Annotated in this window: 26 protein-coding genes and 1 tRNA gene; 21 read left to right on the forward strand and 6 right to left on the reverse strand. The window is 52.6% G+C overall.

What is annotated here, in order from left to right; genetic code table 11:
• Positions 1–235: 235 nt before the first annotated feature.
• Together FYZ48_RS09890 and FYZ48_RS09895 are read right to left on the reverse strand one after the other, a co-directional pair.
• Positions 236–1,633, reverse strand: a complete 1,398-nt coding sequence (locus FYZ48_RS09890) for a sigma-54-dependent transcriptional regulator (protein WP_149339879.1) — start codon at positions 1,631–1,633, stop codon at positions 236–238.
• Positions 1,634–1,702: 69 nt separating this feature from the next.
• A complete protein-coding gene (locus tag FYZ48_RS09895; protein WP_149339881.1) occupies positions 1,703–2,056 on the reverse strand; it encodes a hypothetical protein in 354 nt (117 codons plus the stop codon).
• 627 nt (positions 2,057–2,683) lie between these two features.
• Between FYZ48_RS09895 and FYZ48_RS09900 the strand changes: the two genes are divergently transcribed.
• Genes FYZ48_RS09900 through FYZ48_RS09910 form a run of 3 tightly spaced genes read left to right on the forward strand, consistent with a single transcriptional unit; the run spans position 2,684 to position 6,960 of the window.
• Positions 2,684–3,430, forward strand: a complete 747-nt coding sequence (locus tag FYZ48_RS09900; RefSeq protein ID WP_145040616.1) for a metallophosphoesterase family protein — start codon at positions 2,684–2,686, stop codon at positions 3,428–3,430.
• A gap of 2 nt (positions 3,431–3,432) precedes the next feature.
• Positions 3,433–5,556: a YidC/Oxa1 family insertase periplasmic-domain containing protein gene (locus FYZ48_RS09905; protein WP_149339883.1), complete on the forward strand. Its 2,124-nt coding sequence runs from the start codon at positions 3,433–3,435 to the stop codon at positions 5,554–5,556.
• Between the two features lie 24 nt (positions 5,557–5,580).
• A complete protein-coding gene (locus FYZ48_RS09910) occupies positions 5,581–6,960 on the forward strand; it encodes a tRNA modification GTPase (RefSeq protein WP_149339886.1) in 1,380 nt (459 codons plus the stop codon).
• A 17-nt stretch (positions 6,961–6,977) separates the two neighbouring features.
• Here FYZ48_RS09910 and FYZ48_RS09915 read toward each other — a convergent pair whose 3' ends face one another.
• The gene (locus FYZ48_RS09915) at positions 6,978–8,585 is read right to left on the reverse strand and encodes an SLC13 family permease (RefSeq protein WP_149339888.1); all 1,608 of its coding nucleotides are present in this window, start codon (positions 8,583–8,585) and stop codon (positions 6,978–6,980) included.
• 86 nt (positions 8,586–8,671) lie between these two features.
• A complete protein-coding gene (locus tag FYZ48_RS09920) occupies positions 8,672–9,139 on the reverse strand; it encodes a universal stress protein (protein WP_145184574.1) in 468 nt (155 codons plus the stop codon).
• 286 nt (positions 9,140–9,425) lie between these two features.
• Between FYZ48_RS09920 and FYZ48_RS09925 the strand changes: the two genes are divergently transcribed.
• From FYZ48_RS09925 to FYZ48_RS09980, 12 genes are all read left to right on the forward strand, one after another.
• Positions 9,426–10,274 (forward strand): sugar phosphate isomerase/epimerase family protein, encoded by an 849-nt coding sequence (locus FYZ48_RS09925; RefSeq protein ID WP_145184577.1) that lies wholly within the window; start codon positions 9,426–9,428, stop codon positions 10,272–10,274.
• Between the two features lie 41 nt (positions 10,275–10,315).
• Entirely contained in the window at positions 10,316–11,569 is a 1,254-nt protein-coding gene (locus FYZ48_RS09930; protein ID WP_149339890.1) for a hypothetical protein, read from the forward strand.
• A 233-nt stretch (positions 11,570–11,802) separates the two neighbouring features.
• Positions 11,803–13,164, forward strand: coding sequence for an HD-GYP domain-containing protein (locus FYZ48_RS09935; RefSeq protein WP_149339893.1), 1,362 nt, complete (start codon positions 11,803–11,805; stop codon positions 13,162–13,164).
• Positions 13,165–13,388: 224 nt separating this feature from the next.
• Positions 13,389–13,461 (forward strand) — tRNA-Phe (locus FYZ48_RS09940).
• A gap of 80 nt (positions 13,462–13,541) precedes the next feature.
• Positions 13,542–14,078: a hypothetical protein gene (locus FYZ48_RS09945; protein WP_149339895.1), complete on the forward strand. Its 537-nt coding sequence runs from the start codon at positions 13,542–13,544 to the stop codon at positions 14,076–14,078.
• Between the two features lie 120 nt (positions 14,079–14,198).
• On the forward strand, positions 14,199–14,582 hold the full coding sequence (locus FYZ48_RS09950; protein WP_149339897.1) for a VOC family protein: 384 nt from the start codon (positions 14,199–14,201) through the stop codon (positions 14,580–14,582).
• 129 nt (positions 14,583–14,711) lie between these two features.
• A complete protein-coding gene (locus tag FYZ48_RS09955; protein WP_149339899.1) occupies positions 14,712–14,993 on the forward strand; it encodes a hypothetical protein in 282 nt (93 codons plus the stop codon).
• Positions 14,994–15,185: 192 nt separating this feature from the next.
• Positions 15,186–15,593: a DUF695 domain-containing protein gene (locus FYZ48_RS09960; protein ID WP_149339901.1), complete on the forward strand. Its 408-nt coding sequence runs from the start codon at positions 15,186–15,188 to the stop codon at positions 15,591–15,593.
• A gap of 53 nt (positions 15,594–15,646) precedes the next feature.
• Positions 15,647–15,886, forward strand: a complete 240-nt coding sequence (locus FYZ48_RS09965; protein WP_149339903.1) for a hypothetical protein — start codon at positions 15,647–15,649, stop codon at positions 15,884–15,886.
• A gap of 17 nt (positions 15,887–15,903) precedes the next feature.
• Complete coding sequence (locus FYZ48_RS09970) at positions 15,904–16,305, forward strand: hypothetical protein (protein WP_149339905.1); 402 nt, start codon at positions 15,904–15,906, stop codon at positions 16,303–16,305.
• A gap of 36 nt (positions 16,306–16,341) precedes the next feature.
• Complete coding sequence (locus FYZ48_RS09975; protein ID WP_149339907.1) at positions 16,342–16,662, forward strand: hypothetical protein; 321 nt, start codon at positions 16,342–16,344, stop codon at positions 16,660–16,662.
• A gap of 189 nt (positions 16,663–16,851) precedes the next feature.
• The gene (locus tag FYZ48_RS09980) at positions 16,852–17,223 is read left to right on the forward strand and encodes a hypothetical protein (protein ID WP_149339909.1); all 372 of its coding nucleotides are present in this window, start codon (positions 16,852–16,854) and stop codon (positions 17,221–17,223) included.
• 18 nt (positions 17,224–17,241) lie between these two features.
• Here FYZ48_RS09980 and FYZ48_RS09985 read toward each other — a convergent pair whose 3' ends face one another.
• On the reverse strand, positions 17,242–17,919 hold the full coding sequence (locus FYZ48_RS09985) for a hypothetical protein (RefSeq protein ID WP_149339910.1): 678 nt from the start codon (positions 17,917–17,919) through the stop codon (positions 17,242–17,244).
• Positions 17,920–18,110: 191 nt separating this feature from the next.
• On the opposite strand from FYZ48_RS09985, the gene FYZ48_RS09990 reads away from it, so the two are divergent.
• The 5 genes from FYZ48_RS09990 to FYZ48_RS10010 all read left to right on the forward strand — a co-directional run bounded on the left by FYZ48_RS09990 (position 18,111) and on the right by FYZ48_RS10010 (position 24,577).
• On the forward strand, positions 18,111–18,683 hold the full coding sequence (locus tag FYZ48_RS09990) for a sigma-70 family RNA polymerase sigma factor (RefSeq protein ID WP_149339912.1): 573 nt from the start codon (positions 18,111–18,113) through the stop codon (positions 18,681–18,683).
• 113 nt (positions 18,684–18,796) lie between these two features.
• Positions 18,797–19,663 (forward strand): hypothetical protein, encoded by an 867-nt coding sequence (locus FYZ48_RS09995; RefSeq protein WP_149339914.1) that lies wholly within the window; start codon positions 18,797–18,799, stop codon positions 19,661–19,663.
• Between the two features lie 38 nt (positions 19,664–19,701).
• Positions 19,702–23,580: a protein kinase domain-containing protein gene (locus FYZ48_RS10000; protein ID WP_149339916.1), complete on the forward strand. Its 3,879-nt coding sequence runs from the start codon at positions 19,702–19,704 to the stop codon at positions 23,578–23,580.
• A 200-nt stretch (positions 23,581–23,780) separates the two neighbouring features.
• Positions 23,781–24,146, forward strand: a complete 366-nt coding sequence (locus FYZ48_RS10005) for a DUF1963 domain-containing protein (RefSeq protein WP_149339919.1) — start codon at positions 23,781–23,783, stop codon at positions 24,144–24,146.
• 8 nt (positions 24,147–24,154) lie between these two features.
• The gene (locus tag FYZ48_RS10010) at positions 24,155–24,577 is read left to right on the forward strand and encodes a hypothetical protein (RefSeq protein WP_149339921.1); all 423 of its coding nucleotides are present in this window, start codon (positions 24,155–24,157) and stop codon (positions 24,575–24,577) included.
• A gap of 34 nt (positions 24,578–24,611) precedes the next feature.
• Here the strand turns inward: FYZ48_RS10010 and FYZ48_RS10015 are convergent, their stop codons facing one another.
• On the reverse strand, positions 24,612–24,947 hold the full coding sequence (locus FYZ48_RS10015; RefSeq protein ID WP_149339923.1) for a DMT family transporter: 336 nt from the start codon (positions 24,945–24,947) through the stop codon (positions 24,612–24,614).
• A gap of 177 nt (positions 24,948–25,124) precedes the next feature.
• On the opposite strand from FYZ48_RS10015, the gene FYZ48_RS10020 reads away from it, so the two are divergent.
• Positions 25,125–25,619, forward strand: a complete 495-nt coding sequence (locus tag FYZ48_RS10020) for an Imm7 family immunity protein (protein ID WP_198422202.1) — start codon at positions 25,125–25,127, stop codon at positions 25,617–25,619.
• The last annotated feature ends 14 nt before the right edge of the window (positions 25,620–25,633 follow it).

The following is a 25,633-nucleotide window of genomic DNA, read 5'->3' on the forward strand; positions in this document are numbered from 1 at the left end:
AGACTGTTGTATTAGTTGCCTGTTTCGTCAGAAACAATAAATTCTCTCTTCAGATATCGGCACTTCTGATATGTCAAAACAGGTATATAAGTGCAACTTTATTTGTTTTTCCTGATTTGAAGGGAATACCGCTTTTGCCGCTGACGTAAAAAAAGCACGCCAGTGAGGCGTGCTTTCCGGTTCAGGAGATTCAGAAGAACCTGTGTTGTTTCCGTTATTTACAGTTGGCGGTTGCTTAGTGCATCAACTGTTTTTCGAAGTCGATCTCGTATTTTTTCATCTTCTTATAAAGTGTAGTCCGGTTGATACCCAGGGCTTTGGAAGTGTTCTGTCGGTTCCAGCCGTTGGCTTCCAGTGCTTCGATGATAATCTGTCGCTCGGGATTAGCGAGGGCGTTTTTCAGCGAGCTGCGTCCGCCACTGCTGGTCTCTGTGGAGAGCGAGTAGGACTGTTCCTGACGGATCTGCTCAGGCAGATCGTGCACGCGAATGTACTCCCCTTTAGAGAGGACTACCGAGCGTTCGATGACGTTGATCAGTTCCCGCACGTTACCTGGCCAGGAATATTTCAGCAGGGCCTGCATGGCGGAAGGATCGAATCCTTTGATCGATTTTCCGATCTGTTCGTTGTAGACCTTAAGATAGTGTTCCACCAGCAGCGGGATGTCGCTCATGCGCTCCCGCAGTGCCGGCTGAGTGAGTGTGATGACGTTAACACGGTAGTAGAGGTCCTGACGGAACTCCCCTTTCGCCACCATCTCTTCCAGATCCTGGTTGGTGGCCAGAATCAGGCGGATGTCGACTGAGTGTGTTTTGGTATCGCCGACAGCTTCAAACTCGCGGTCCTGCAGAACACGCAGCAGTTTGACCTGCAGACTGGGAGAAGCGGTCGCGATTTCGTCCAGGAAGAGTGTGCCTCCGTCGGCCTGGAGGAACTTACCAATTTTGTCGTGCGTCGCTCCGGTAAACGAGCCGGCTTTGTGTCCGAACAATTCACTTTCGAGCAGCGTGTCAGGCAGTGCCCCACAGGCGACTTCGACGAATGGTTTGTTAGCACGATCGCTCAACTGATGAATGGCGCGGGCCGTCATTGTCTTACCGGTTCCGTTCTCTCCCAGAATCAGAACCGTGGTACGCGTATCGGCGACGCTTTCGATCAGATCGAACATCTTCTGCATTTTGTAGTCCTGTCCGACAATGTTAGACAGTCCATAGCGCTGATCGAGTTGCGCTTTGAGTGATTTGTTTTCTTCGACCACCTGTCGCTGATCCAGGCAGCGCTCGATGGTCAGACTGAGTTCTTCATCAATGACCGGCTTTGTGAGATATTCGAAGGCCCCGAGGCGGATTGCTTCCACTGCACTTTCGATCGTGCCATATCCGGTGAGCATAATCACGGCGGTATCGGGGGCATTCTGTTCAACCCATTCCAGCAGGTGGAATCCATCCTGGTCCGGAAGGTTGACATCACAGATCACGACTTCAAACGGAAATTCTTTCAGTCGTTCGATGGCATCGAGGCAGGTCAGAGAGGTCTCTGTACGGTGCCCCAGACTACGCAGATAGTCTGCCATGGCTTCCAGAATGTGTTGGTCGTCATCAACTACCAGTAATGAGCCTGAATTTGTCTTCATTGATTTATGTCTCGCCAAAAGGTGCTTGTAGCGTTGTAATCGTCGTACAACCGATTTGATGGATCAAAGTTAATTAGGATGTTGGATCTCACTGGAAACAGTGTCTGGCGCTGTCAGCGACCGTCCAGACGGTTCGACAGCGCAGATAGCGGAATCGCTCACCTGCTCCGGGGAGCTTGTGAAGAGACCGGGTTTCAAATCAGGCTTCTGGTCCGCCATCCCGGCGAACGGTAAGACCCGAGTTGAAAACTGGGAGACAATCATGATGAAGGGGTACCAAAACATAGACCACAGTTTCCCGCAGGCAACATCGGGAGCGGCGTGGCTGTTGATTTTGGGAAGCAGCTGTTCCTCGGTTGCATCTTTGGGGTTCATAGAACTGTTGATGTGATCACTGCTTAAGGTCGACGATGGTTGGATCATGCGGCTTGCAGGGATCGCAGTGGATCTCGCACTGTGTTGCAGAGGCTCAATTGCCCCATAGAACTGATTCAAGCCTGACAGGCGGCACAACCCCTGATTTCACTATTTGAAACGCCATTTAGCCAGCTTTATCCCGTATTCCTATGTTTTGACTCAATCTGGAGAGAGAAATCATCACCGATTTTGGCGATCTGGGAGAGTTTTGGTGTGTTTTTCAGTCATGAATGGAGCAATGTTGTTTTTTGCAGGCATTCAGCAGAGATGAAATCAGAAGATTTACTGACAGGTAACGAATGATAACTGTAAACAGAGCCTTGAGATGGTGCCCCTGTACTGCTACTATTGGGACTTTGGTGGAAAGATTTTGGACGGTCTCTCAGAGCTGTAGTGATCTTTTGTCAGACCCGGTCAGACTCAGTGTCCCGTTGCCTGTTACCGCTGCTTTTCGTTCACGGTACTGTGGCGGTGTTTCATTGTGTGAATGCATTCATGTCTGTTTTGACAGATCTGACCCGTCGCAGTTTTATTTCTGATGAGAACTTCGGGTGGTCATGCTCCGTAAAAAGCGACCTGCCTGGATAGTCTTTCGAACTGGTATTCCCGGTCAAACAAAGTGGGAGTTGTCCGTTGTTAAGAGCGATAATTAGTGATATTCACGGTAATCTCGAGGCGCTGGAAGCTGTCCTGGCTGACATTGATCGCCGTGAGATCAGCGAGATTTATTGCCTGGGTGATATCATCGGATATGGACCCAATCCACGGGAATGCATCGATCTGGTCAGACAACGATGCAAGAAGTCTCTGCTGGGGAACCACGATCAGGCTGCCCTGTTTGATCCGGAAGGTTTCAATGCCGGTGCCGAACGCGCCATCTTCTGGACTCGGAAGATGCTGGAGACCGGTGATGCGAATAAAAACCAGGATCGCTGGGATTTTCTGGGCGAACTGCCGCGGATGATTCGCGAGGACAAACTGCTGTTCGTGCACGGTTCTGCCCGTAACCCGCTAAACGAATACGTCTTCCCGGAGGACATTTATAACCAGCGGAAAATGGAACGTATATTTGGTCTGGTCGACCAGTACTGTTTCCAGGGACACACTCATATTCCCGGCGTTTTCACAGAAAGCATGAATTTCCTTGCTCCGGATGAGATCGATTACGTTTACTCATTCGGCGAAGAGAAGTTCCTGGTGAATGTCGGTTCGGTGGGACAGCCTCGTGACGCAGACAGCCGCTCATCTTATGTCATCATTGATGATGAGAAGGTGACCTTCTGCCGGGTTGAATACGATTTCAACACGACCGCCGAGAAGATTTACGATATTCCTGATTTAGATAACTTTTTGGGCGATCGTCTGCGTGACGGTCGATAATCATGGAACAAAAACGACTTTTACTCTTTGTAGTACTGTCTGCCACAGTCATCTTTTTCTGGCAGATGTTCATTGTCCCCCGCATTGCTCCCCGTCCTCAGGTTGTCGCAGAACAGCAGGCTGAGAATGCGCCTGCGCAGGATGAGCAGGATCCCGATCTGCCCCTGGTCGCGAAAAAGCCGCCGACTAACGGCGAAGTCAAGCCGTTGCCCGAACAGCCGGAAGAACAGAAAGCCGGTTTTGCCCGCAATCCCCGCCGGACAATTGTACTCGGTTCGCTGGACCCGGACTCAGGCTACTTTCTGCAGGCGAAGATCACCACTCAAGGGGCTGCTGTCCTGGAAGCCTCTCTGAACGATCCACTCTACAGGGACCTGGATGACAACAAGAAACAGTTGCAGGTCCTGGGGGAATTCAGCGGTGCTAAAGAGGTGTCACGGTCTTTACAGATCGAGATGAAACAGCTGGACCAGAAACTGGCCCCCTTCCTCACCAATACCCGTCGCGCTGACTGGAAGGTGCTGGAAGAAGTGAAAGATGCCGACGGAATCATTCATTCAGTCCGCCTGGGACTCAGTGCTCCGGATGGGAGTATTGAAGTGCAGAAGGTATTCAGCCTGAAAAAATATCCGGTTCCGGAAGGAGAGGACTTTCGCGAGTTCCGCAATACCCAGCAGGCCGGTTACCTGATTCACTTCGATCTGAAACTGATCAACGAAGGTTCTCAGGGGCAGACGCTGGATTATCAGCTGCTGGGTCCCGTGGGAATTCCGCTGGAGAACGCAGATAATACGCGTAAGTTCCGTGATCTCCGCATTGGATTTCTGCAGAACGACATGAGCGTCGACACCACGACCTTATACGCAGCCGACATTATTGAAGAGGTTCAGGAACAGAACGTCGAGAAATACACGCGGGCGTTTCAATTCGCCGGTGTGGATGTTCAATATTTTGCTGCCCTGATTACTCCGGATGGGAAAAACTATAAGCCGGAACTGGTCAATGGTGAGATGCGTTCGAATTATTCTGCCAGCGTCGAACCGGTGCTCATCCAGCAGAATGTGAAAACCGAAGAACAGAGCCGCATCACAGTCAAAATCAATTCTGATGAAATCGAACTGCCCGCTGGCGGTGAGACCGAGCACAGCTATGCTCTGTATGCCGGCCCCAAGCGGGAATCGTTGCTCGGACCGCCGTTGAAGGCGACCGAGATCATGGACTTCGGTTTCTTCGGTCCGGTGGCCAAGCTGATGTTGTGGCTGCTGACGACATTGCACAGTATTGGATTGTCATACGGGATTGCCATCGTCTGTCTGACTGTGATCGTGCGGGGAAGTCTGTATCCCCTGTCGCGGAAGCAGGCTGTAGGTGCTCAAAAGATGAAAGAGCTGCAGCCGCAGATCGCCGAGCTGAAAAAGAAATACGGCGACGATCGCGAGAAGCTGGGCCGGGCACAGATGGAGTTGTTCAGCAAGAATAACTACAACCCGCTGGCTGGCTGTCTGCCGATCTTCCTGCAGCTGCCAATCTTCTTTGGTCTCTATACTGCGTTGAATAATGCCGTCCAGTTGCGGGGAACTCCGTTCCTCTGGATCGACAACCTGGCTGCTCCGGATGCCCTGTTCAAGCTGCCGTTCAGTCTGCCGGTGCTGGGAGACAACTTCAACCTGCTGCCATTGATTACAGTGGGACTGTTTGTGGTCCAGCAGAAGCTGTTCATGCCGCCTCCGACCGACAAAGACCAGGAACTGCAACACAAGATCATGAACTACATGATGATTGCGATGGGCTTCCTGTTCTACCGCGTGCCGGCCGGTTTGTGTGTGTACTTCATTGCCTCCAGTTTGTGGGGGATCTGTGAGCGGAAGCTGCTGGATTTTCAGGCCAAACGTCATCCCGCGACCAGTGCCGATCCGAATGTGATCGAAGTCACAGCTGAGACGAAGAAGTCATCTCCAAATAAGAAGCAGACGGACAAAGAAGAACAGCCTGCGAAAAAAGGCTGGTTTGCCCGCTTGCAGGAGATTGCCGACCAGGCTCAGGCCCAGGCAGCGCTGAATGAAAAACAGCGGGATCAGAATTCCCGCGATAAAGGCAACGGGAAGAAGTCCAAGAAACGTCGATAGTCAGGACGTCCTGAGAGACGCGACATGAATCTGCAGTTTGACGATACGATTGTGGCACTGGCGTCTGCTCCTGGAGCAGGCGCAGCCGGCCTGATTCGCATCAGTGGTCGTGAGATTCTACCCTGTCTGTCAGCCTGCTTTGAAGCGGAAACGGACTGGCAGCAAAGCACGCGCTCGCAGCGGTATCCGGGAACACTGCAACTGGCAGGTTCCGAAACCCGCCTGCCCGGGGCACTCTATTACTGGCCGACGTCGCGGAGCTTTACCGGTCAGCCGCTGGCGGAATTTCATACCGTCAGTTCTCCCCCTCTGCTGGAAGCCGCCATTGAACAGATTGCTTCCCGCGGGGCCCGCATGGCGCGGCCCGGAGAATTCACCTTGCGTGCCTTTCTGGCAGGACGTGTCGATCTGATGCAGGCCGAAGCAGTGCTGGGGGTGATTGATGCGCACGATCATGAAGAGCTGAACCTGGCACTCAGTCAGCTGGCGGGCGGTGTCTCGACCCGGATCGGGCGGGCACGCATCGAACTGCTGGAACTGCTGGCCGAACTGGAAGCAGGGCTCGATTTTGTCGAGGAAGACATCGAATTCATAGACCGCGTGACGTTGGTGACCCGTCTGGAAGGCATTCGCGAGTTCTGCGAGCAGCTGTATGCCGACTCGGCACAGCGGATGGAGTCGACCGGCAGTCTGTCGCTGGTACTGGCGGGGCTGCCTAATGCGGGGAAAAGCACACTGTATAATGCGCTGGTCGGGGATGCCGAAGCCGCACTGGTGTCAGACGTCGCAGGTACCACCCGCGATTACCTGGTGACGCCGCTGAATTGGAAAGGTCAGAGTATCCACCTGATTGATACCGCCGGCCTGGAAACGGGAGCCCATGAAATTTCAGTCAGTGCTCAGAACTTTCGTCAGGCACAGACGCAACAGGCGGATCTGGTGGTCTGGTGCACGGCCGCTGATTTGACGCCTGAAATGAGTGCCGAGGACAGCAGTCAACGCGATCAGTTGGCAGCCGTTCGCAATGTGCTGACGGTGCGTACGAAAAGTGACCTCTCCCCTGTCCCTGTAGAAGCTGATTCTATAGAGGCCGACCTGGAGATCAGTGTTGCGGACGGGACTGGTTTGGAAGCCCTGCAGGATCAGATACTGGAACGTCTGTCTGAGACGCATCGCGGGGGCAGGCATCTGATCGGTTCCACTGCGTCACGGTGTCGGGAAAGCCTGCGGGCAGCGGGTGAATCTCTGGGAGCCGCGGAAGAAGCTGCTGAGCTGCAACTCGGGGAAGAACTGGTGGCGATCGAAATCCGCGAAGCCCTGCAGCATCTGGGGCAGATCGTCGGCCAGGTTTACACTGACGACATCCTTGATCGTATCTTCAGCAAATTCTGCATCGGTAAGTAAGCTGCTGCATCAGACGTTCAGCGAGCGTGAAGCCAGTCCGGCACGGTTCCCGGCTCAATCCCCATCTGCGGAATGAAGTAGAAGAACATGAAGGCGGTGAGCAGGAACACGCCGATCAGATTCAGGATGATGCCGTAAGTCAGCATGTCTGACATCTTGATTTTTCCCGAAGCAAAGACAATCGCATTCGGGGGTGTAGCGATCGGCATGGTAAACGCGCAACTGGCGGAGATCGCTGCGGGGATCATGATCAGCCGGGGGTCGATTTCCAGACTGACCGCGGTGGCAGCCAGGATCGGCAGCACCGTATTCACGGTTGCAATGTTCGATGTGAATTCGGTCAGGAAGGTCAGCATCAGGCAGGCGGCCAGAACCAGAGCCCAGGCGGGCCAGCCGGCGATTACCTGAGAGAAGACATGCCCGACCCAGTCGGAGAGTTCGGTCGATTTGAAAGCGCCCGCGATGGCGAAGCCGCCGCCAATCAATAGCAGGACGCCCCAGGGCAATCGCTCTGCGGTCTCCCAGTCCATGAGATATTCGGTCTGTCCCGTTTCGGATTTCCGGGCAGGAATGGCAAACATCAGAATCGCCATTCCCATGGCAACGGTCGAATCGTGGACCCAGCTTGACGCCTGGTCCGCGGGGATGCCCCACTTCTTGAGGAAGTGAATCGGTAACTGTTCCCAGCCGGCCAGCAGCTCCCATTCACCAAAGATCAATGGTTTTCGCGTGACCCAGAGGATAGCGGTGGTCGCGAAGACGAACAGCATCAGGGCCTCAGCGCGGGTGGGCTGTCCCAGCTTCTGAATCTGTTCCTGAATAATATCTCGAGAGGAGGTTTTGGAACTGGAGAGCGATGGCATTCTCCAGCAAAGAACCAGCCAGGTGATCATAATGAAGGTCACCCCGAACGGGACAACCATGATCATCCACTCCCCTGCCGAGAGTTGCGGGCCTTGCGGAAACTGAGCCAGCCAGATCTGCTGAAAGGCGATATTGGTGGGCGTGCCGATCAGCGTGGTGACACCGCCGATACTGGCGGAATACGCGATGCCCAGCAGCAGCGCGACTGAAAAATGGCGAATGGCTTTTGAAGAATCGACGTTGGAATCAAAGAGTGAGAGTTCGGACATGGAACCGATGATCGCCATGCCGATGGGGAGCATGAGTAGCGTAGAGGCGGTATTACTGATCCACATCGAAAGGAAGCCGGTCGCGAACAGGAAACCCAGCACGACCCGGCGAGGGCTTGATCCGACTACATTAATCGTATGCAGGGCAATGCGGCGATGGACGCCCCATTTTTCGATGCCCAATGCGATAATGAACCCACCCATATACAGAAAGATATTCTGATTAATATAAGCCTGACTGACCGTCGCCGGGTTCTGGATACCGAACAGGGGAAAGGCAAACAGCGGAACCAGGCTGGTAACGGCAATGGGTAGTGCCTGCGTCATCCAGAGGATTGCCATCAGCGCGGTCACCGCAGCCAGACGCTGCGCAGCAGAGGACATATCGTCCGGCGTCGGCAGATTCAAAATGATCACAAACGCGATCAGGCTGAACAATTTACCGTAGAAGGGAATCCGGCTTTCTGAAGTATGTGATGAGTCGCCAATCACGTAGAGAGTATCCCTGGATAATCAGCAGGCGCACTCGCTGGGGAGCAGGCACTGTCAACAGGTTGAATCAGCGTGTCGAATCAGGCTTAGTCCTGTGCCGGATGGATGAACTGGTGGCCCTTGGGGCGGACGGTCAGAACCGGACAGGGGGCTTTCCGCACGACCTTCTCTGCCACGCTTCCGAGCAGGAGGTGCGCGGTGAAGGAACGACCGTGTGTGCCGACCACGATGACGTCGATGTCTTCTTTTTTCGCGTACTTCAGAATATCGACAAACGGATTGCCATGTACCCAGTGGGTCACCAGGTCGAGCCCCTCTTTATCTTCGTCCAGGATCCAGTTTTCGAGTCGGGTTTTGGCGAAGTTTTCGAAGTCTTCCTTGGGCGGAAGTGCATAGCTTTCAAACATGGGCATGTAGACAATGGGGTCTTCAATCACGTTCAGCAGATGCAGCTGGGCATCGAATTTCCGTGCCAGTTCGACAGCGTATTGAGTAGCGGCCTGAGAGGGTTCACTGAAGTCTGTGGGGATGAGGATTTTATTGATTTCAATCATGAGCGGTATCCTTTCAGTGGCCGGGCCGACTAAATTATTCAGGGGCAATCATTGCAAGCAGGCTCCATTATAAGGGGAGTCGTGCGGGAAACAATAGACGGGGGAAGCGGGAAACGACATTCGAAAAAGTGTTTCTTTTTTTTGTTAAGAAACCGAGGTCGTGGTTTGTGAAACCGAGATGATCTCCTTATGATGAGTTGAGGCTCCCGAGAGGCGGGGGCTTGTTTTGTAATGAAAACCGAACAATTTGAGACCTAGAGAAACAATCAATCGGGGAGGCAAAAGAATGGAAAAATGGCCTATTGGTGTATTCGCATCCGTCGACGCGGGACTGGGGGTACACTTCGATGTCGTCCAGGAATTAGGAATCCCCACGATTCAGATTCATGCACCCCATGCGGAGACTCGGTCGAAAGAACTCGCCGACGAATTCATGAAGAAATGTAATGATGCCGGCATTCAGTTGACCTGCGTCTTCGGTGGTTTTGAAGGTGAAAGCTACGCAGATATTGAAACGACGAAGAAGACCGTAGGGCTGGTTCCAGCCGAAACCCGGGCCGCCCGCACGGAAGAGATGAAAGAGATTTCCGATTTCGCCAAACAGCTGGGTTGCGATACCGTGGCGCTGCACATTGGCTTCGTTCCCGAGGATCGTGAATGCGACGATTACAAGGATCTGGTGAAAACCACCCAGGATCTGCTGGATCATGTCAAAGTGAACGGCCAGAATCTGAATCTCGAAACCGGGCAGGAAAGCGCCGATCATCTGCTTGATTTCATCGGCGATGTGGCACGTGACAATCTTAAAATCAACTTTGATCCCGCTAACATGATTCTGTACGGGACGGGCGATCCGATTGCTGCCCTGAAACGGGTTGGCCATCTGGTCGGCAGTGTGCACTGCAAGGATGCCACCTGGGCTCCCGAGGATCAACGCGGCGTAGCCTGGGGAGCAGAAGTGCCTCTGGGTGACGGTGATGTCGGCATGGGAACATACCTGCGGACTCTCGATGAAATCGGTTACACTGGCCCGTTGACCATCGAACGGGAAATTCCCGAGCAGCGGGATCAGCAGAAGGCTGATATCGGCAAAGCGGTCGCTTTGTTGACAGAGCTGAAAGAACAGCTGGCCTGAATGCTGCCTGTTTCTCCTGAAACTGCTGGCGGAGACTGTCTGTGAAGAACGTGTTTGAAGATGTGACCTGTGCCGGATGTTGCTGCGTCTGCGATGACATCCAGGTCACGACAGACGGCCAACAGATACTAGACGTGCAGACCACCTGCCCCCAGGGGCAGGCGTGGTTTGCGCGCTCCCGCCAGACAGAACAGTTACAGCCCCAGATCAATGGCACTGTAGCGTCTCAGGAAGCTGCTTTGACCCGTGCTGCAGAGCTGCTTCAAAGTGCGACCTCTCCCCTGCTCTTTGGCATGGGGCAATCCGCGACCGAAGCGCAACGGGCAGCCATCAGTCTGGCAGATCGCATCGGAGCCACGATCGACAGTGGTGCTGCAGCTTCCACGCGTGCACTCCAGCAGGTGGGAGAAGCCTCCTGCACTTTGGGAGAAGTGCGTAGTCGTGCGGATCTGATTATCTACTGGAACGCGGAGAGTCTACGGTCGAATCCGCATCACCAGCAGAGCCTGAATTCCGGGGCCGACCCGATTTCACGGAAAATCGTCACCGTTGGTGCTTCCGCGTCAGATGCAAGTGCTGACGTTGATCTTACACTCAGTGTTCCTGTTGAGGGGGAATTCGAAACGCTTTGGCGGTTGCGGGCATTGCTCAGGGGGATTGCCCTGAATGGTGATGTCCCCCCAGGTCTGTCAGCGGGAGAACTGGAATCACTGGCAGCGCTGATTCGGCAGAGTCGCTATATCGTGATTTTTTTCGGACCTGCTGACTCTGGAGATCGCCTGTTCCATCGTAAGCTTGAAGCACTTTCATTACTGGCCCGGGAGATTCAGTCTGAACGTCGCTGTCATACCATCAATGTTCCAACTGCAGGTGCTACAAAAGGGGCCGAACCGGTGCTGGCCTGGCAGACAGGTTACGCAGCGGCGGTGAGCTTTGCAGTCGGGTATCCGCGTTTTTCTCCCTGTGAATATGCAACTGTTCGCATGCTGGAACAGAAAGAGGCTGATGTCTGTCTGCTGATCGGTGATGCACCTTTGACGGGACTTTCGGAGCTGGCCCTGCAGGAGTTGCAACAGATCCCCCTGATTCATGTCGGCCCTGCTCCTCTGGGCGACCTTGAGCCGGAAGTCTTCCTCCCGACGGGGATCTCCGGTATCCATTCGGGAGGTTCCCTCTACCGCTTTGACGGAACACCGCTTCCACTACGTGCACTGATTGCCACGCCTCAGCTCAGTGAAGCAGAGGTGCTGCAGCAACTCGAAAGCCTGCTCACGCCTGTTTTGCCTATCTGTTAGCAGGTAAAACCCTTAGGTGATTTCTGGCGAAACAGTATGACTGTTATAACCGTCAGGACCTGAATGAGATTTTTGCCACAGATATCCCTCCTCAGGTGAGGGAACAGAATTCTGACCTAGAGTTAAAATAAGTCTCTATTCAGGAGAACCATGGTGTGATCGGCAGCTCACAAAGACGCTCAAAGCTGTCAGGTTTCATCAGTATTTATTTATGGTTCGCTCAGGTTCCGATTATGATTGCAGAAATTCAGGAAAAACCAGAACTCACTCACAGTGATGCAGCGGGAAATCAGGAGACCGTTGCGATTCGTGTAGAAGATCTGATCGTGGGACGCACGATTCAAAATCCGATCCATGACGCGAATGGTGTGCTCCTGCTGGCTGAAGGTTCCGTGATTACCTCACGTTTCAAAGATTTATTGCGCGAGCGCAAACAGAGTCATGTGGAACTGCACGGCGACGATGCTGCTACAGTGAGCCTGAATGCACTGGCGGGAAATCCGCTGGTCGACGGTACCAGCCAGGGGATCTTTTCTACTGAGTTGACAGAAAAACTGGACCGGTTAATCGAATCAGGGTCCATGTTTGTTGCCAATACCGGACCGGCACTCCGCGATTCGATGGTGGTACATGGCTGTAAAGGGTATGACCAGAAGCATCGCGAGCATCTGTTCGAGCAGCAGAAAAAGTTCGGTGAATCACTGGATGGAATGATGCGCGGCGCGCTGAGTGGGACGACTCCCAGCGGTTCTCAAATCACCAGCATGGCGGCCAGTTATCTGACACAGCTGACTGCTGACGCAGACAGCGTGATTTCCGTCGCAACAGAGGCGGGCAAAGATGAAACCCTGTCGCAGCACTGTCTGCAGATGTCGCTGTTAGGTATGGCGATTGGTGCCGAACTGAACCTGGATGAAACCAACGTAAGAAACATCGGCCTGTGTGGGCTGGTCCACGACTGGGGCATGGTCAAAGTACAGGCCAAAATCGGTAAATGGCGTCGCAAGCTCGATCCACTGGAGCGGATGGAAATGCAGAAGCATCCCATCTTTTCTCTGGAAATGCTGGAAGATGTGGCTGGGATTCCGAGTATTGTGCCAGTCGTCTGTTACCAGGTACACGAACAGCCGAATGGACTGGGTTACCCCCGGCAGCGAAGTCAGAAAATGATTCACCTGTTCGCCCGGATCTTAAATGTGGCCCATTGCTATGTGTCGCTGACCAGTTCCCGTGAGGACCGCCCTGCCCTGATGCCTTACGCGGCGATGGAGCACATGCTGCGTCTGACGAACGAAAAAATGATTGATTCTTCAGCGATGCGAGCCTTGTTGAACCTGCTCTCGTTGTTTCCGGTGGGAAGTTTCGTCACCCTGACGGATGGAAGTGCGGCTCGCGTGATCCGTCGCAATGGGGAAAATTATACGAGTCCGATCGTACAGATCATCCAGACCGCGGATGGCAAACAGGCCGATCCCCTGGATCCGAATTGCATTATTGATCTTCGTCAGAGCGAGTTGGAGATTGATCAGGCCCTGCCCACCCCTGGAAAAGATGAGATCGAACTGACATCCGAACTGTTTTACGGACAGGTTTAAGCTGCCCTGACCGTTAAATTGCTGCTAATCCGAACCTCATAAGCCGTGAAACTGTCGATATTTGCAGAGCCAGATCCACTTCTCCGGGAAAACTGACGATTCCTGAATCAGAAACGGTGGTTATGCTTGAAACTGATCGCGGAATGGCTTATATTTCCATCTCGCTTCCATTAAGCGATGAATTCACAGGGAGTTAACGCCAGTGATTTCAAAGCGGAAACGAAGGGCATGTAGCTCAGTTGGTAGAGCACAGGACTGAAAATCCTGGTGTCGGCGGTTCGATCCCGCCCGTGCCCACTTTTAACCTGAAAACGATGCCGAGCGGGAATGTCTTTTGATATTCCCGCTCGTTTGCGTTGGGGGCATGGGAAGAGCGCATGTCTGAGTTTTACGGTACAAACGAGATCCTGTATTGTCCCGGCTTTGTCTGGTGTCTGCATGCAGATCCCGGGGATGGTGTGAAGCGACTGCAGCAGCGTTTGTACGAACGTTTTCAGTCTGAGGGGCGACAGGTCGTTGTCGCTGAAGAAGCTGACCCGCGTTCGATGAGAAAACGCCTGTTTCAAGAGCCTGCTAGCGTCGACTGGCTGGTGCAGAATTCCAGTCTCTCTCAAAATTCAGCCGAACAGACCATCGGCGACTTTCCTGTCCGGGTCGCTCCCCTGCTCTCACAGAACGCCGCGAATCCACGCCGCTTTCTCGGAATGGCGGCGGCCCTGTCAAAAGACCCCGAAGTCCTGCTCTATGACACAATGGGCATGGATCTGGTAGGGATGCAGAGACTGCATGCGTATGTCCGCGTGCGGTACGCAGGTTGTCTGATTTTTGTGACTCCCCGCACGGATTTGCAGACCGAGTTCTGTCCCTCGCAGCTCTGCCCAACTCAGGGACAATGTCTCAGGGTTCGGCTCTAAATGAGTTGATCACTTCGGTGAACCGATCTGATACAGATAAAATTCTGTTGCCGGACCTGTAACTCGCGGTACGATGAAAGGATGCTGACATAGGATCCATCTGAGACAGGAGCCGGCGGGATGAATGCGGAACACGAATTGAATCTGGAAACGCTCGAACTGAAGGCCTTTGTGCCAGCGAAGGACTTCGAAGTATCCAAGCGCTTTTACTCGGATCTCGGTTTTCAGATCCCCTGGTCTTCGGATGAACTGGCCTATCTGCATTGTGGTAATTGCACGTTTCTGTTGCAGAACTTTTATGTCAAATCGCTGGCTGAGAATTTCATGATGCATCTCTCGGTTCAGAATGTCGACGACTGGCGTGCGCATGTGCGGGAACAGCAGATTGCCGAGACGTATGGCGTGACTGTGACTGAGCCGGAACAACGTCCCTGGCGAATGCGGGACTTTGTATTGCATGACCCCTCCGGTGTATTGTGGCGGATCGCGGAAAATACAGATTGAGTTGTTACTGTTGTGTTAGCGGGCTTCGTTATGAAAAGACGAATCATCCTACTGTTACTTTTTCTCGCAGGATGCTCAAGGAGCATTCCCTCTACCGGGCCTGCGATCTCGTTTGATGAAGCTTCCGGCGTGATTACGATCAATCCGGCTGTCGATTCAAAGCGAAAAGTCAGTTATGGATTTCCACTGGGATCGGTGACTGTGGAAACGCTGGGACACAAAGAGGGGGAGTTGCTCTTTGAGTACACCCACGAAGTCGAAGGAGGCTATACCGTCTATCTTTGCCGGGTTCCCGTGACCGATCAACGAGTGACAATCCAACTGCCGAAAGGCGGTGATACCGAGCCCAGGACTTCGTTTGACCTGGAAGACTGTGAGTTCGTGCGTCGAGGCAGTGTGTTCTTCGATTAAAGCATTGTCCGATTTCAGTGCCGATTGAAGTGGCTGTCCGTGCTGCTGCTGATCCCCAGACTGATTTTATCTGATATGTAAAATGGATCGCGTCGGAATCGACTTGAACGAAACGCATTTACAGGTACTATGAAAGGGCGTTGGGATTTCCTGTGATTAGAAAATGGATTCGTATCTGAGAAAGTAAAGCCGATGGAAGATCAATGGGCCGTGGGCCAGGCTGAGTGGGAAGGTCACCCGCTGTTTGTACGCTTTAACACGTCCGTCCAGGATGGTCATCTGAAAGGCGAATTTCCAATCAAGGTTGGATTTGCCCTGCCTTTTCATACGCCCTCATCAGAAGGTCTGCCCGGTGAAGACGAGATGGAACAGCTGGGCGAGATCGAAGAGCTGATGGAAGAATATCTGGGTAGTGATGGCGTATTGGTACTGGTTTTGACCACTGGGGGGATGCGCGAGGTGATTTTCTACGTTCGTCCTGACACTGATATCGCAGGCGTCCACAAGCGGCTGATGGCGGAAGTTACTTCACATGAAGTCCAGTGTATGGGAGAAAAAGAGCCTGAGTGGGATTCCTATTATGCGTTTGTGGGTGAGTGAATTTCGATGAGTCTGAGCGGAATTTTCCAGTCGAGAGCCGGACTGCTGTGGCTATGCTTGCTGCTGTGGAGTTGCCAGGAGGCGGCGCTTCCTGCTTCTCGCCCCGGCACGGGATCCGGGTGAAGCAGAATGGTGAGCAACATGATTTTGTCATCTGCTTCCAGTGTTACCATATCAGGTGGTATCCGCATGACAAACCTGAGTCTGCCTTCAATCCTACGGATTCACCAGTCGACGCATTTAACAGTGTGTTGCAGCAGGCGGCTGTGCCGCTGCCGGCACAGCCGAAGTGAAAGAGTGTCATTCGAAAATGGGTGATTTACAGGTGTTGATAATTCTGGCCTTGATTATACCGGCTCTGATGGGAGCGCACTGGATCGGGCAGCGCCGAGCCAATCCCCTGCACCGATTGATGCACTCAAACGCTGCTCAGATTCTGGACGAATTAGAAGAGCATACTTTGAAGATTCTCATCGACTTGTATTCGAATCAGATCCTGGAGGCTGATCTTAATCGAACCGATGGCACCGTCTGGCTGTCATTGATCTTTGATACGCGATATGTTCTGGTGCCGTCGATGAGAGTTAATCTGACGTCGCTTGCGAAATCGCTAAAAGGAAAGGGATTGACTGATGAGGCGATCAAACAATATCTCAAGCTGGGGACACCGCAGGAAATAACGGGCAGAAACCAAAATGGCACAAAAGAATGATTCACTATTACGAAAGCAGGATCAACAGGAGTTGCGATGAAGATTAGCTGCTACTGCGGGGAGATGATATTTGACTCGACGGACAATCTGCCTCAAAAGGGGCGTTTAATACCGGATCAGGACTGGCTGGAGATGTTTGATGCGCTGGAGGACCAGGTTGTGGATCGCCTGGCTGCAGGAACGCTTTCCTTTGAAGCGGCCTGTATGCAGATGAGAGAACTGATCTGCTCTCCAGTCCGAGGTATATGGCAATGTGCGGCCTGCGGCAGACTTTATATTGACGATCTGGAGGGACAGTTGCAGTGTTACCTTCCCGAGAAAGACGAAACCGATAAGCGAGTTCTCCGCGGCGTGTAGGAAAAAAACTACCGATTGCTGCTCACAAGGGAAGAACCGCTGCGGAATGAGACATTTGAACTGCCCGATCCACGCAGACGACTCTGCCATTGATCAAAGAAAACGAGTAATAAACCGCGACACGATAAAATGAAGGCCTAATGTTAACAGTATTGAATTTTGATCACTCCCGGACCCTGAGGAATAAGCATGAACTTGTCTCGCTGGATCGAAGCCATGGTTACCTGCAACGGACGGGTTCTCAGACCTGCGCTCCGTGTGGATCGCGTGTCTGATAGTGATTTACCCGATCTTTGTATTCGCATGAATCTGATACTGGATTCGATTGAATATGAACGCTGTGAGGGGCGCCTGATCAATCTGGATATTTTTGATCCGGTGACTTCGCTGCTCGATGAACTGAGAAGTGACAGAGAAGTTCAATTGAAAGACTGGATTAAAACGATTAATACATTCGGCGAATATTATCAACTGGAAAGTATGAATGTGATCGAGGTAGCTCCCCGGGCAGTTGCCAATATCGAAAAGGATGCAGAGCGGCTGGGCATCTTTTTAGGATGAAGTATTCCAGTGTGAAGTTCACTTCTCCGTGGGGGCTTTCTGCTTCTCACTGCAGGCATCGCCCAATGCGGTCAACAGTGGGGTGAGTGTCTTCACATCGTCCAGTGGGTTCTTTGCATGGCCGGTACAGCGGAGTTTGAAGAAGGTATTCGCATGGGACCAGACATAGGTGTCGGAGTTGACCTCACCCTGGTCAGTGGCGAGCTGGTAGCGGCACCAGAGTGCTTTTTGTGGTGAGTCACCCAGCGAGACGGTGCCGTGATCGGTTTCTGTTGCCGAGTTCCAGAGTCCAAGTTCCACCGCCTGTTCGATGCTGGCTTTGGCATGCTTCATTTCGTTTTGCACGGGCTCGCTGTTGAGATTGTCGGGAATCTCTTTCAGGCCGCGCGTAAACTGATAGAAGGTCACCGTCATGCCCCCCGCGTGATCGTAGGCCACTGAGAAGCCATGGTCGGAGGCTGGCAAGGCCCGGGGAGCGGAGCGTTTCCAGTCGGGCAGGTTCGGGAGTGGAAACACCGGGGGAGGCGGTTCGGCATTGGCCGATTGCTGCTCCAGTTTCTGGATCTCCTGCATGATTGCCTGGTTGGTGGCTTCCTGTTGTGGCGTGGGGCCCGGAACCTTCGCATTTTCCTGGTCCTGGCACCCGGTGAAACAGATGAGTAGTAGCAGAAATGAGATCTGTCTGGCGTTCCGCATGATGTCTCCGCAGCGAAGATTTTGAGGTTTGTGAATCAGGAGACAGTATTGTAACATGGGGTGATCTGTTGTCGAGTGTGGACCCTGGGAGCGAGAATCCATTGCGAGTTGTCTGAAATGACTGGTTTGCCTGTCCTCCACCCGTATAGCAAAGTCTGGATGACCTCCCAATCTGAAAGTTCGAGTCTGCGATGTCTGAATTCACCGAAATGATGCGTGCCGTTCAGGCGGGAGACCGTGAGTCAGCTGAAAAAATGCTGCCCCAAGTCTACGACGAACTCCGTAAGCTGGCTGCCGGTTATCTGGCGAATGAGCCGACAGGTCATGCGCGTCAGGCCACTTCCCTCGTTCATGAAGCGTATCTGCGGCTGATTGGGAATGACGAGGATTGGAATGGTGAAGGGCATTTTTTCGGGGCCGCCGCAATCGCGATCCGCCGCATTCTGGTTGAAAATGCACGGGCTCGCCGCAGTCTCAAGCGTGGTGGAAACGCGGTTCGTCTTAATCTGGACGAGGTGCTGCCTTCCACATTGCCTGAGCCCGTAGAAGATCTGATTGCGCTGGACGAAGCCCTCGACAGGCTCTCTTCAGTAGATCCCCGGGCCACGGAATTAGTGCAACTGCTTTATTTTTCTGGTCTTACATTAAGTCAGGCTGCAGAGGTGATGGGGGTTTCCCCCCGCACAGCTGATCGATTATGGGCCTATGCCAAAGCCTGGCTACGAAGAGAAATGCGGAGAAATTCAGAAATATCTGAGATTTGATGACGTCCTCTGCTGCTGTTTTTCGCACTGAGGGGTAGCGAGGTTCAAAGAGGGCCGTTTGGATCCACTTTGTTCTGTTTTACAGACTCCCCCCTGTTGCATGAGGTCAAATCGTGTCTTTGAAAACCAGAAATCTGATCTGTCTGTTGTTCCTGGTTCTGAATGTTACGGCTTTGCAGGCTGCCGATTATTTCAGACAAATACCCCGTCAACCAGCGAAGACGGGGGCCCGCTGGAATGGCAAAACGCAGAACGGCAAAGCCGATTCGCAGGTTACCACCCTGCCCTCCTCAAGTGAAATGTCGGGGCATGTGCAACGGGCCAATTTTCCAAGTCAAAATCGGAGTAAGGTGATTATTATCCTGGCTAAAGCGGGCCCCGGTCAGGGGAAGCCAGAGCTGGATGCTGCCCGGGAAGAGTTTCAGGAGCGGGTAGAGACTGCCATGAAGGCGATCAATGAACTGTTTGACAAACAGAAGGCAATTGCCATCAAACAGGGGAATACACATGCTGCCGATTTGATTGAACGTCAACGCAGACGGTTTAAGGAGAAACGGGTTTTACCCTCGGTCATCAATACCACTCACTTCGAAAAAGAGATGGTCGTAGCGGTGACGGCGATGCAGAAAGCCTACCAGCATGAAATCGCGGAGTGTGCACGGAATGGAAATCAAGCGAAGGCATCCCTGCTGAAGACGAAGGCCCATAATGAGCTGTCTCCCTGCGTATTTGACGGGCGTCGCAAATACGTTCGCGGGGGTGGCGGGATATTCACAATCCAGGCGGATCAAAGCTGGCTGGAAGTCAAAAATCGGGGCAAGAATCATGTTCGCTTTACTGAAGTGGCCCGCAAGCCGGATTACATCGAGTTAAAAGACAATACAACAGACACGCGACTCCGATTATATCATGACCGGGTTTCGCTGAAACATGGTTATTATCCCTGGCGTCACTTCAAAAATGGTCGGTGGGCAAACTAGAATTTTAAGCGATTCAATTCTTCAGAGAAAAGTCTTATATGAACGAACAGGAAATCTTTATTGCCGCGCTGGAGATTGAAGATCTTCAGCAGCGGGCGGCCTACCTCGATCAGGTGTGTGGCGAAGATCATCAGTTGCGGGAACAGGTGGCTGCCCTGCTGAATGAGACGGAACAGTCAGGCGAATTTCTCGGTGTCCCTGTGCTGGAGCAGATGCGGCGGTCGAGCGAAGCAACACGCGTCGCGGGGGAAGATACGGGGGCTCAGCCTGGACTGGATGATCTCGACCTCGGATTTCTACAGCCGGCAACGGTAAGTGGGGCACTGGGAGTACTGGGGCACTATGATATTCAGGAGCTGATTGGCCGAGGGGGCTGTGGTATCGTTTTTAAGGCGTTTGACCAGCGCCTGCACCGGATTGTCGCCATCAAGGTGATGACCCCGGCCATGGCGGCGACTTCTCCTGCTCGCAAGCGGTTTTTGCGCGAGGCGCGGGCCACCGCGGCCATACGGCATGAGAACGTCGTTAATATTTATGCGGTCGAGGAAGCCCCTCTGCCCTTTCTGGTGATGGAATACATTGATGGTAAGACACTGCAGCAGATGATTGATGACAATGGGCCGCTCGATCTGACTACCATCGTGAAGTATGGGCGGATGATCGCAGATGGTCTTGAAGCAGCCCATTTGCAGGGATTAATTCACCGGGATATTAAACCGGGGAATATCCTGATCGAGTCTGGAACGGGACGCGTCAAAATTACCGACTTCGGTCTGGCACGCGCTGCAGATGACGCGAGCCGGTCTCAGAGCGGTATCATCGCGGGCACGCCGATGTATATGTCGCCCGAGCAGGTTCAGGGGCTCAAGCTGGACCGGAAGAGTGACCTGTTCAGCCTGGGGAGTGTTTTATATGTGATGTGTTCCGGACGCCCTCCTTTCCGTGCCCCGTCGACTCTGGCTGTGCTGAAGCGGGTCGTGGATGAGGAACCCCGGAGTATCCGGGAAATCATTCCTGAAGTGCCGGACTGGCTGGTTGCCATCATTCGTCAACTGCACGAAAAAGACCCCGATCATCGATTTCAGTCTGCACAGGATGTTGCCGAGCAGTTAGCCGGAGGTGCGGAAGCAGCTGTGCCGATGCGTCAAATCAGGGATGAGTCGACATCGGCGAAATCAAAAAATCTGAGGCAGAGTCGGTTATCGTGGATGAAGGTTGCGGCGATCCTGATCGTGCTGTTGTCGAGTTTTGGCTTTACCGAAGCAACCGGCATCACCCGCTTGCACAGTACTGTAATCCGCTATTTCTCACCCGAAGGGACTCTGGTGATTGAAGTCGAAGATCCCGGTGTGAGTGTTTCCATCGACGGACAGGAACTGGTAATCAAGGGGGCTGGGGTCGAAGAGCTTCGACTGAAACCGGGACAGTATCAGTTCGAGGCTACAAAAGACGGGGAAGTTCTAAAGAGGGAGCTGGTAACTGTTTCACGGAATGGAAGAAAAGTGATCCAGGTAGACCAGCAACCTGCCCCGGTTGCCTCGATCTCTGCTGATAAGCCTTCACCTGAGTCTAAAGAGAATAGCAAGCCCGTTGATCCGGATCGCCGTGCAGCAGAATATGTCCTCTCGACTGGCGGAAAAGTACGACTCAACGATTTCAGCCGGCATGGAGAGAAGAAAAGTTTCACAACACTGAGTGAACTCCCAGCTACTCCCTTTCGACTTACGCACGTTGAGTTGACTGATAATGCTCAACTTGATGACGCTGGACTGGCTGCATTCCAGGGGACGGAGAACCTGCGATCTGTGGTATATTCCGGTTCCCGTAACTTTACTGAGGTGGGGCTCGCTCATTTAAGTAAAAACCTGGGATTACAGTGTGTTGATTTGTGGAGAACAAGCATCAATAAAACTGGTCTGGAACAACTCTCTCAATTTCCGGATCTCCGTGATGTCAGGTTGGGGGAAACCAGTCTCACTGCCGATGACCTTGCGGTATTGAAGCAATTCAAGAGTTTAAAAAAAATCGAGCTGATCATGCTCAACCATACCGGAGCCGATGACAGTACACTTGCCATACTGTCTGCTGCGCCCCAGCTGATCCAATTGAATCTGGAAGATACCAACGTTACTGATGCCGGTTTGGCTCACCTGGAACAGAATCTAAAGCTCCAATATCTGACATTCAATAGAACCAAAGTCACGAACGTGGGAATCAGAAAACTGTCTCAGGCATTACCGTGGTATCATCCACAGCTGGAAGAGCCGGACAATAATAAACCCGCTCCAAAGTCGATGTCCTCCCAGGCAGATCTGAGCTCAGAGGACCCCGATCGACGCGCTGCGGAGTATGTTCTCTTTATGGGAGGACAGGTCTGGATTAACAAAGACTCCGCTTTCACAGATGGTAATGGCATCAAGACACTCGACAGGTTACCCACAGAACCTTTTCGTTTGACACATGCGAAACTGATCGATAATGCTCGTATAACCGATTCCGGTATGGAAGCGTTTCGGGGAACCAGGCATCTGCGTGGGATCTATCTTTCGAACGCAGTCCATGTGGGCGATAAGGGAATCCTGCACTTGAAAGAGAACAAGCACCTGCACGAAATTCATCTCTGGGGTACACAGGTGACAGGCACGGGTTTCAAGGCTTTTGAAAACTGTGATTCCATCATTGATTTCTATTTCGGCTACACCCGGGTCTCGGATGCCGACATGGCCTTTTTTCGAGATTGTGCCAGCTGGAAATCATTACGCTGTATTATGGTGACTGGACTGGGGATTACGGATCAGGGGATTGCTCATCTGGCAGGTGCTCCGAGACTGGGGCAGATCCATATCGAACGAACGAATGTTACTGACGCTGGTCTGCTCCAGTTAGCGACATGTCCTAAACTGGGGCTTGTAGGAGCGCATGAAACGAAGATTACCAGCCAGGGAGTCGAGAAGTTTCTACAGGCAAGAAAAGGAAAATGTGGCATTCTCTGGGAAGAACCAGGGATGCCTCCCGAGAGTGAGGGGACGGTGGTAGCAAAAGAACCAGCTCCCCTCAGTGTCGATGCCGGTTTTTCACGAGTGTGGCGACTTACGACCATGCAGCCCCGCAAGGCCGAATACGGATGGGATCCTGGTCCGCGGCGGGTTTTGGTGTCTCCGAAATTCGAACGCTGTGAGGAGTACCTGGTTGTCGATCAGAACAGTTCGATTACATGGAAAATACCATCAGGAGCGAAAAGTATATCGACAACCGGCTTATACAACTTTGGGAGCTATGTCAATTTCCGCGTTGCGTTCGATGGAAAAGAGGCATTTAGCAGTGGAGTCACCCGGTTACAGAAAATTCTATTGGATATTCCAGAAGGCAGCTCTACCTTGACGCTTTCGGTGGGACGTGTAACTGATAATGCGGAACATATCGCTGCGTGCCCTGTGTACTGGTTGAAGCCGCGATTTTACAAAGAGCCACTCAGTGCCACGCGAACCATCCCAGAGACAGAGGACTTCATAAAACTCTCGAAACTCACTCCGACGGCAGGTGAAGTGAAAATCGCCCAGGATGGTTCCTCTCCACGGAAATCTGAAGAGCTGACAATTGAGTCACCCGGTTACGATTCCTTACCTGTCTGTACGGAAATGCTCTGGGCGCATGCAAATACGTCGCTATCCTATGAGATCCCCAAGGGGGCGAAACGGTTTCGCGCTGTCGCAGCGGCATACAGGAGTCGTTCGGTTCGCTTCCTGGTGCAGATTGATGGACGGGAAGTATACCGCAGTCCTGTCGCTGGAATTCTGCCAGTCGATGTGCCGATTCCTGAGGGATCCCGGGAGATAACGTTGCTGACTGACGACTGTGGTGATCAGCGGAGTGACTGGGCTGACTGGTGTTATCCGAGGTTTGTGGGTGAACGATAAGATTCTGCAGCATCCAGATGAACAAAATAATTCCTGGATTGATTCTGAGTTCCAATGACTTGTGGTGGGATCGACTGAGGCCGGCAGTCTGGTGGGAGTGATGGCCCATTCGGTCCAGACTTAATTGAGGGACGCTGTCGGTTTATTATTTAGAGTACTTCCAGATGCATTTTTATATGCCTTGATCTGTGAGATAACCAATGGACAAAGCGAATCTATTACCCGAGTTTCGAGTCTCTCTGGAGCGTGTGAAAGAAGGAGAAGAGGCTTATCCGAAGGGGGAAGATATACCACATTATGAATACCACGGACAGCGGACCAAGCTGGGAGGCAGTCCTGACTGGATACAGGAGAATGAAGAGGAATGGCCGGGCTGTCCCCATTGTAAGAACAAGATGCGATTCGTGGCACAGATCGACTCTGTCGAACACGACTGGAATTCGAATCCTCATCGCGTTGACAGCTTCTCTGAGGATCAGAAATGGATGTTTGGCGATGTGGGGATGATCTTTGTCTTTTTCTGCTTTGAATGTCTGGAGACAGTCTCGGTCTTTGAATGTGGTTAAGATTGTAAATGAGCATAGAAGCATTCATCTGGAACTATCGTGATGGCGAGCCGATCGGTTTTGATTATGCGACAGTGCGCGAGATACTTTCAACTGACCTGACCGAGTCCCTGGATCAGTACGGCTGTCTGCGGGTCTGGTTTCAGGAGCCCGATGATGTGGTCGATATTTATCTGGGTGGGAAAGATGCGGCTGAAAGTGGGGATGTCGCTGGGATCATGGTCGCCCGTCCGATCCGGCACCCCGCATTTCTGGAACGGCTGTTTCAAGTGCTGCAACTGGGTGATGTGATGCTGTTTTATTCCGATGAAACGACGCCGGTCTTCCGCAGCGGTGTGGATGCGGGTCAATACCCGGCTGATCTGCTGGCACAACTGGGGGAGCCCCGCTACGTCAATGCACCAGAGGAACTGGTTCAACAGGAACCATAAAGTGCGAGCGGCTAGTCCAGTCGCTGTTGCGCGTTCAATGTGAGACAGTCTGGGAGAACAGATTGATCACGAGAACTCCGGCGATAATCAGTGCCAGTCCCAGAATGGCGGGCAAATCCAGTTTCTGCTTGAAGAGAATCAGGCCAACGCAGGAGATGAGCACGATGCCCACGCCGCTCCAGATGGCATATGCGATACCGACGGGGATCAGCTTCAGGGCCAGGGAGAGAAAATAGAAAGCCCCCAGATAGGTGACCACCGTGATCGCGGTGGGGACCGGCCGCGTGAATTGCTGCGAAGCCTGCAGTGCAGATGTGCCGATCACTTCCAGCACGATCGCCACTCCCAGAGCCAGATAACTGGTTAACATGATTTGCAGTACCCTGTATCAAGAGACGTCTTAAGAATTTCGAGATGTGACGAACCAGCGAGGTTCAATGGATGTCTAAAGATATCGAATGGCGGTGAACTGTCAATGCTGCGGTAAGTTCTATGGGAAAACGCCGCTGGCTAAAAGAAATCCGGAAGACAAAGAGGGGAAACGAGCATGTTACTGGGTTTTGGCTGGTGTCAACTGCGGAGCAGTCGTGAAGCCATCAGGGGGGCGAATTTATCTGACATTGATCAGATCGATGCGGAAATGGATACCGCAGATCAGAAATTATGGAATGAATTTCGAACATGGATGGAAGTGTCTGCAGAATGTTTTATCCAGTGGCAACTGTGTGAGTCGTTAAATAATGAAAATGGCCTGCTGACCTGGTGCGTTTCACGTAATCACAGAACGTCTGCAGTGTGGGAGATGCTTGACTGGATCGTGACACACTGCCCGGGAAGCTATGGTCTGTTTTATTGTCACGACGATGAAGACACGCGGGAGAGAAAATTCCGTGGTCGTCATCCGCAGAAGGATTACGACAATGTGTTTCGAGTCCACCGTTTACTGCATGGCGAACTGACAGAACTGACTGATCCGTTCTTTGGACTGGTTCAGGGAAATATTGATCCTGTGCACCCTTACGATCGGGATGATGAGGAATAATTCAAGAGAGAAGT

Origin of the sequence: Gimesia chilikensis (assembly GCF_008329715.1) — a bacterium.
GTDB lineage: Bacteria > Planctomycetota > Planctomycetia > Planctomycetales > Planctomycetaceae > Gimesia > Gimesia chilikensis.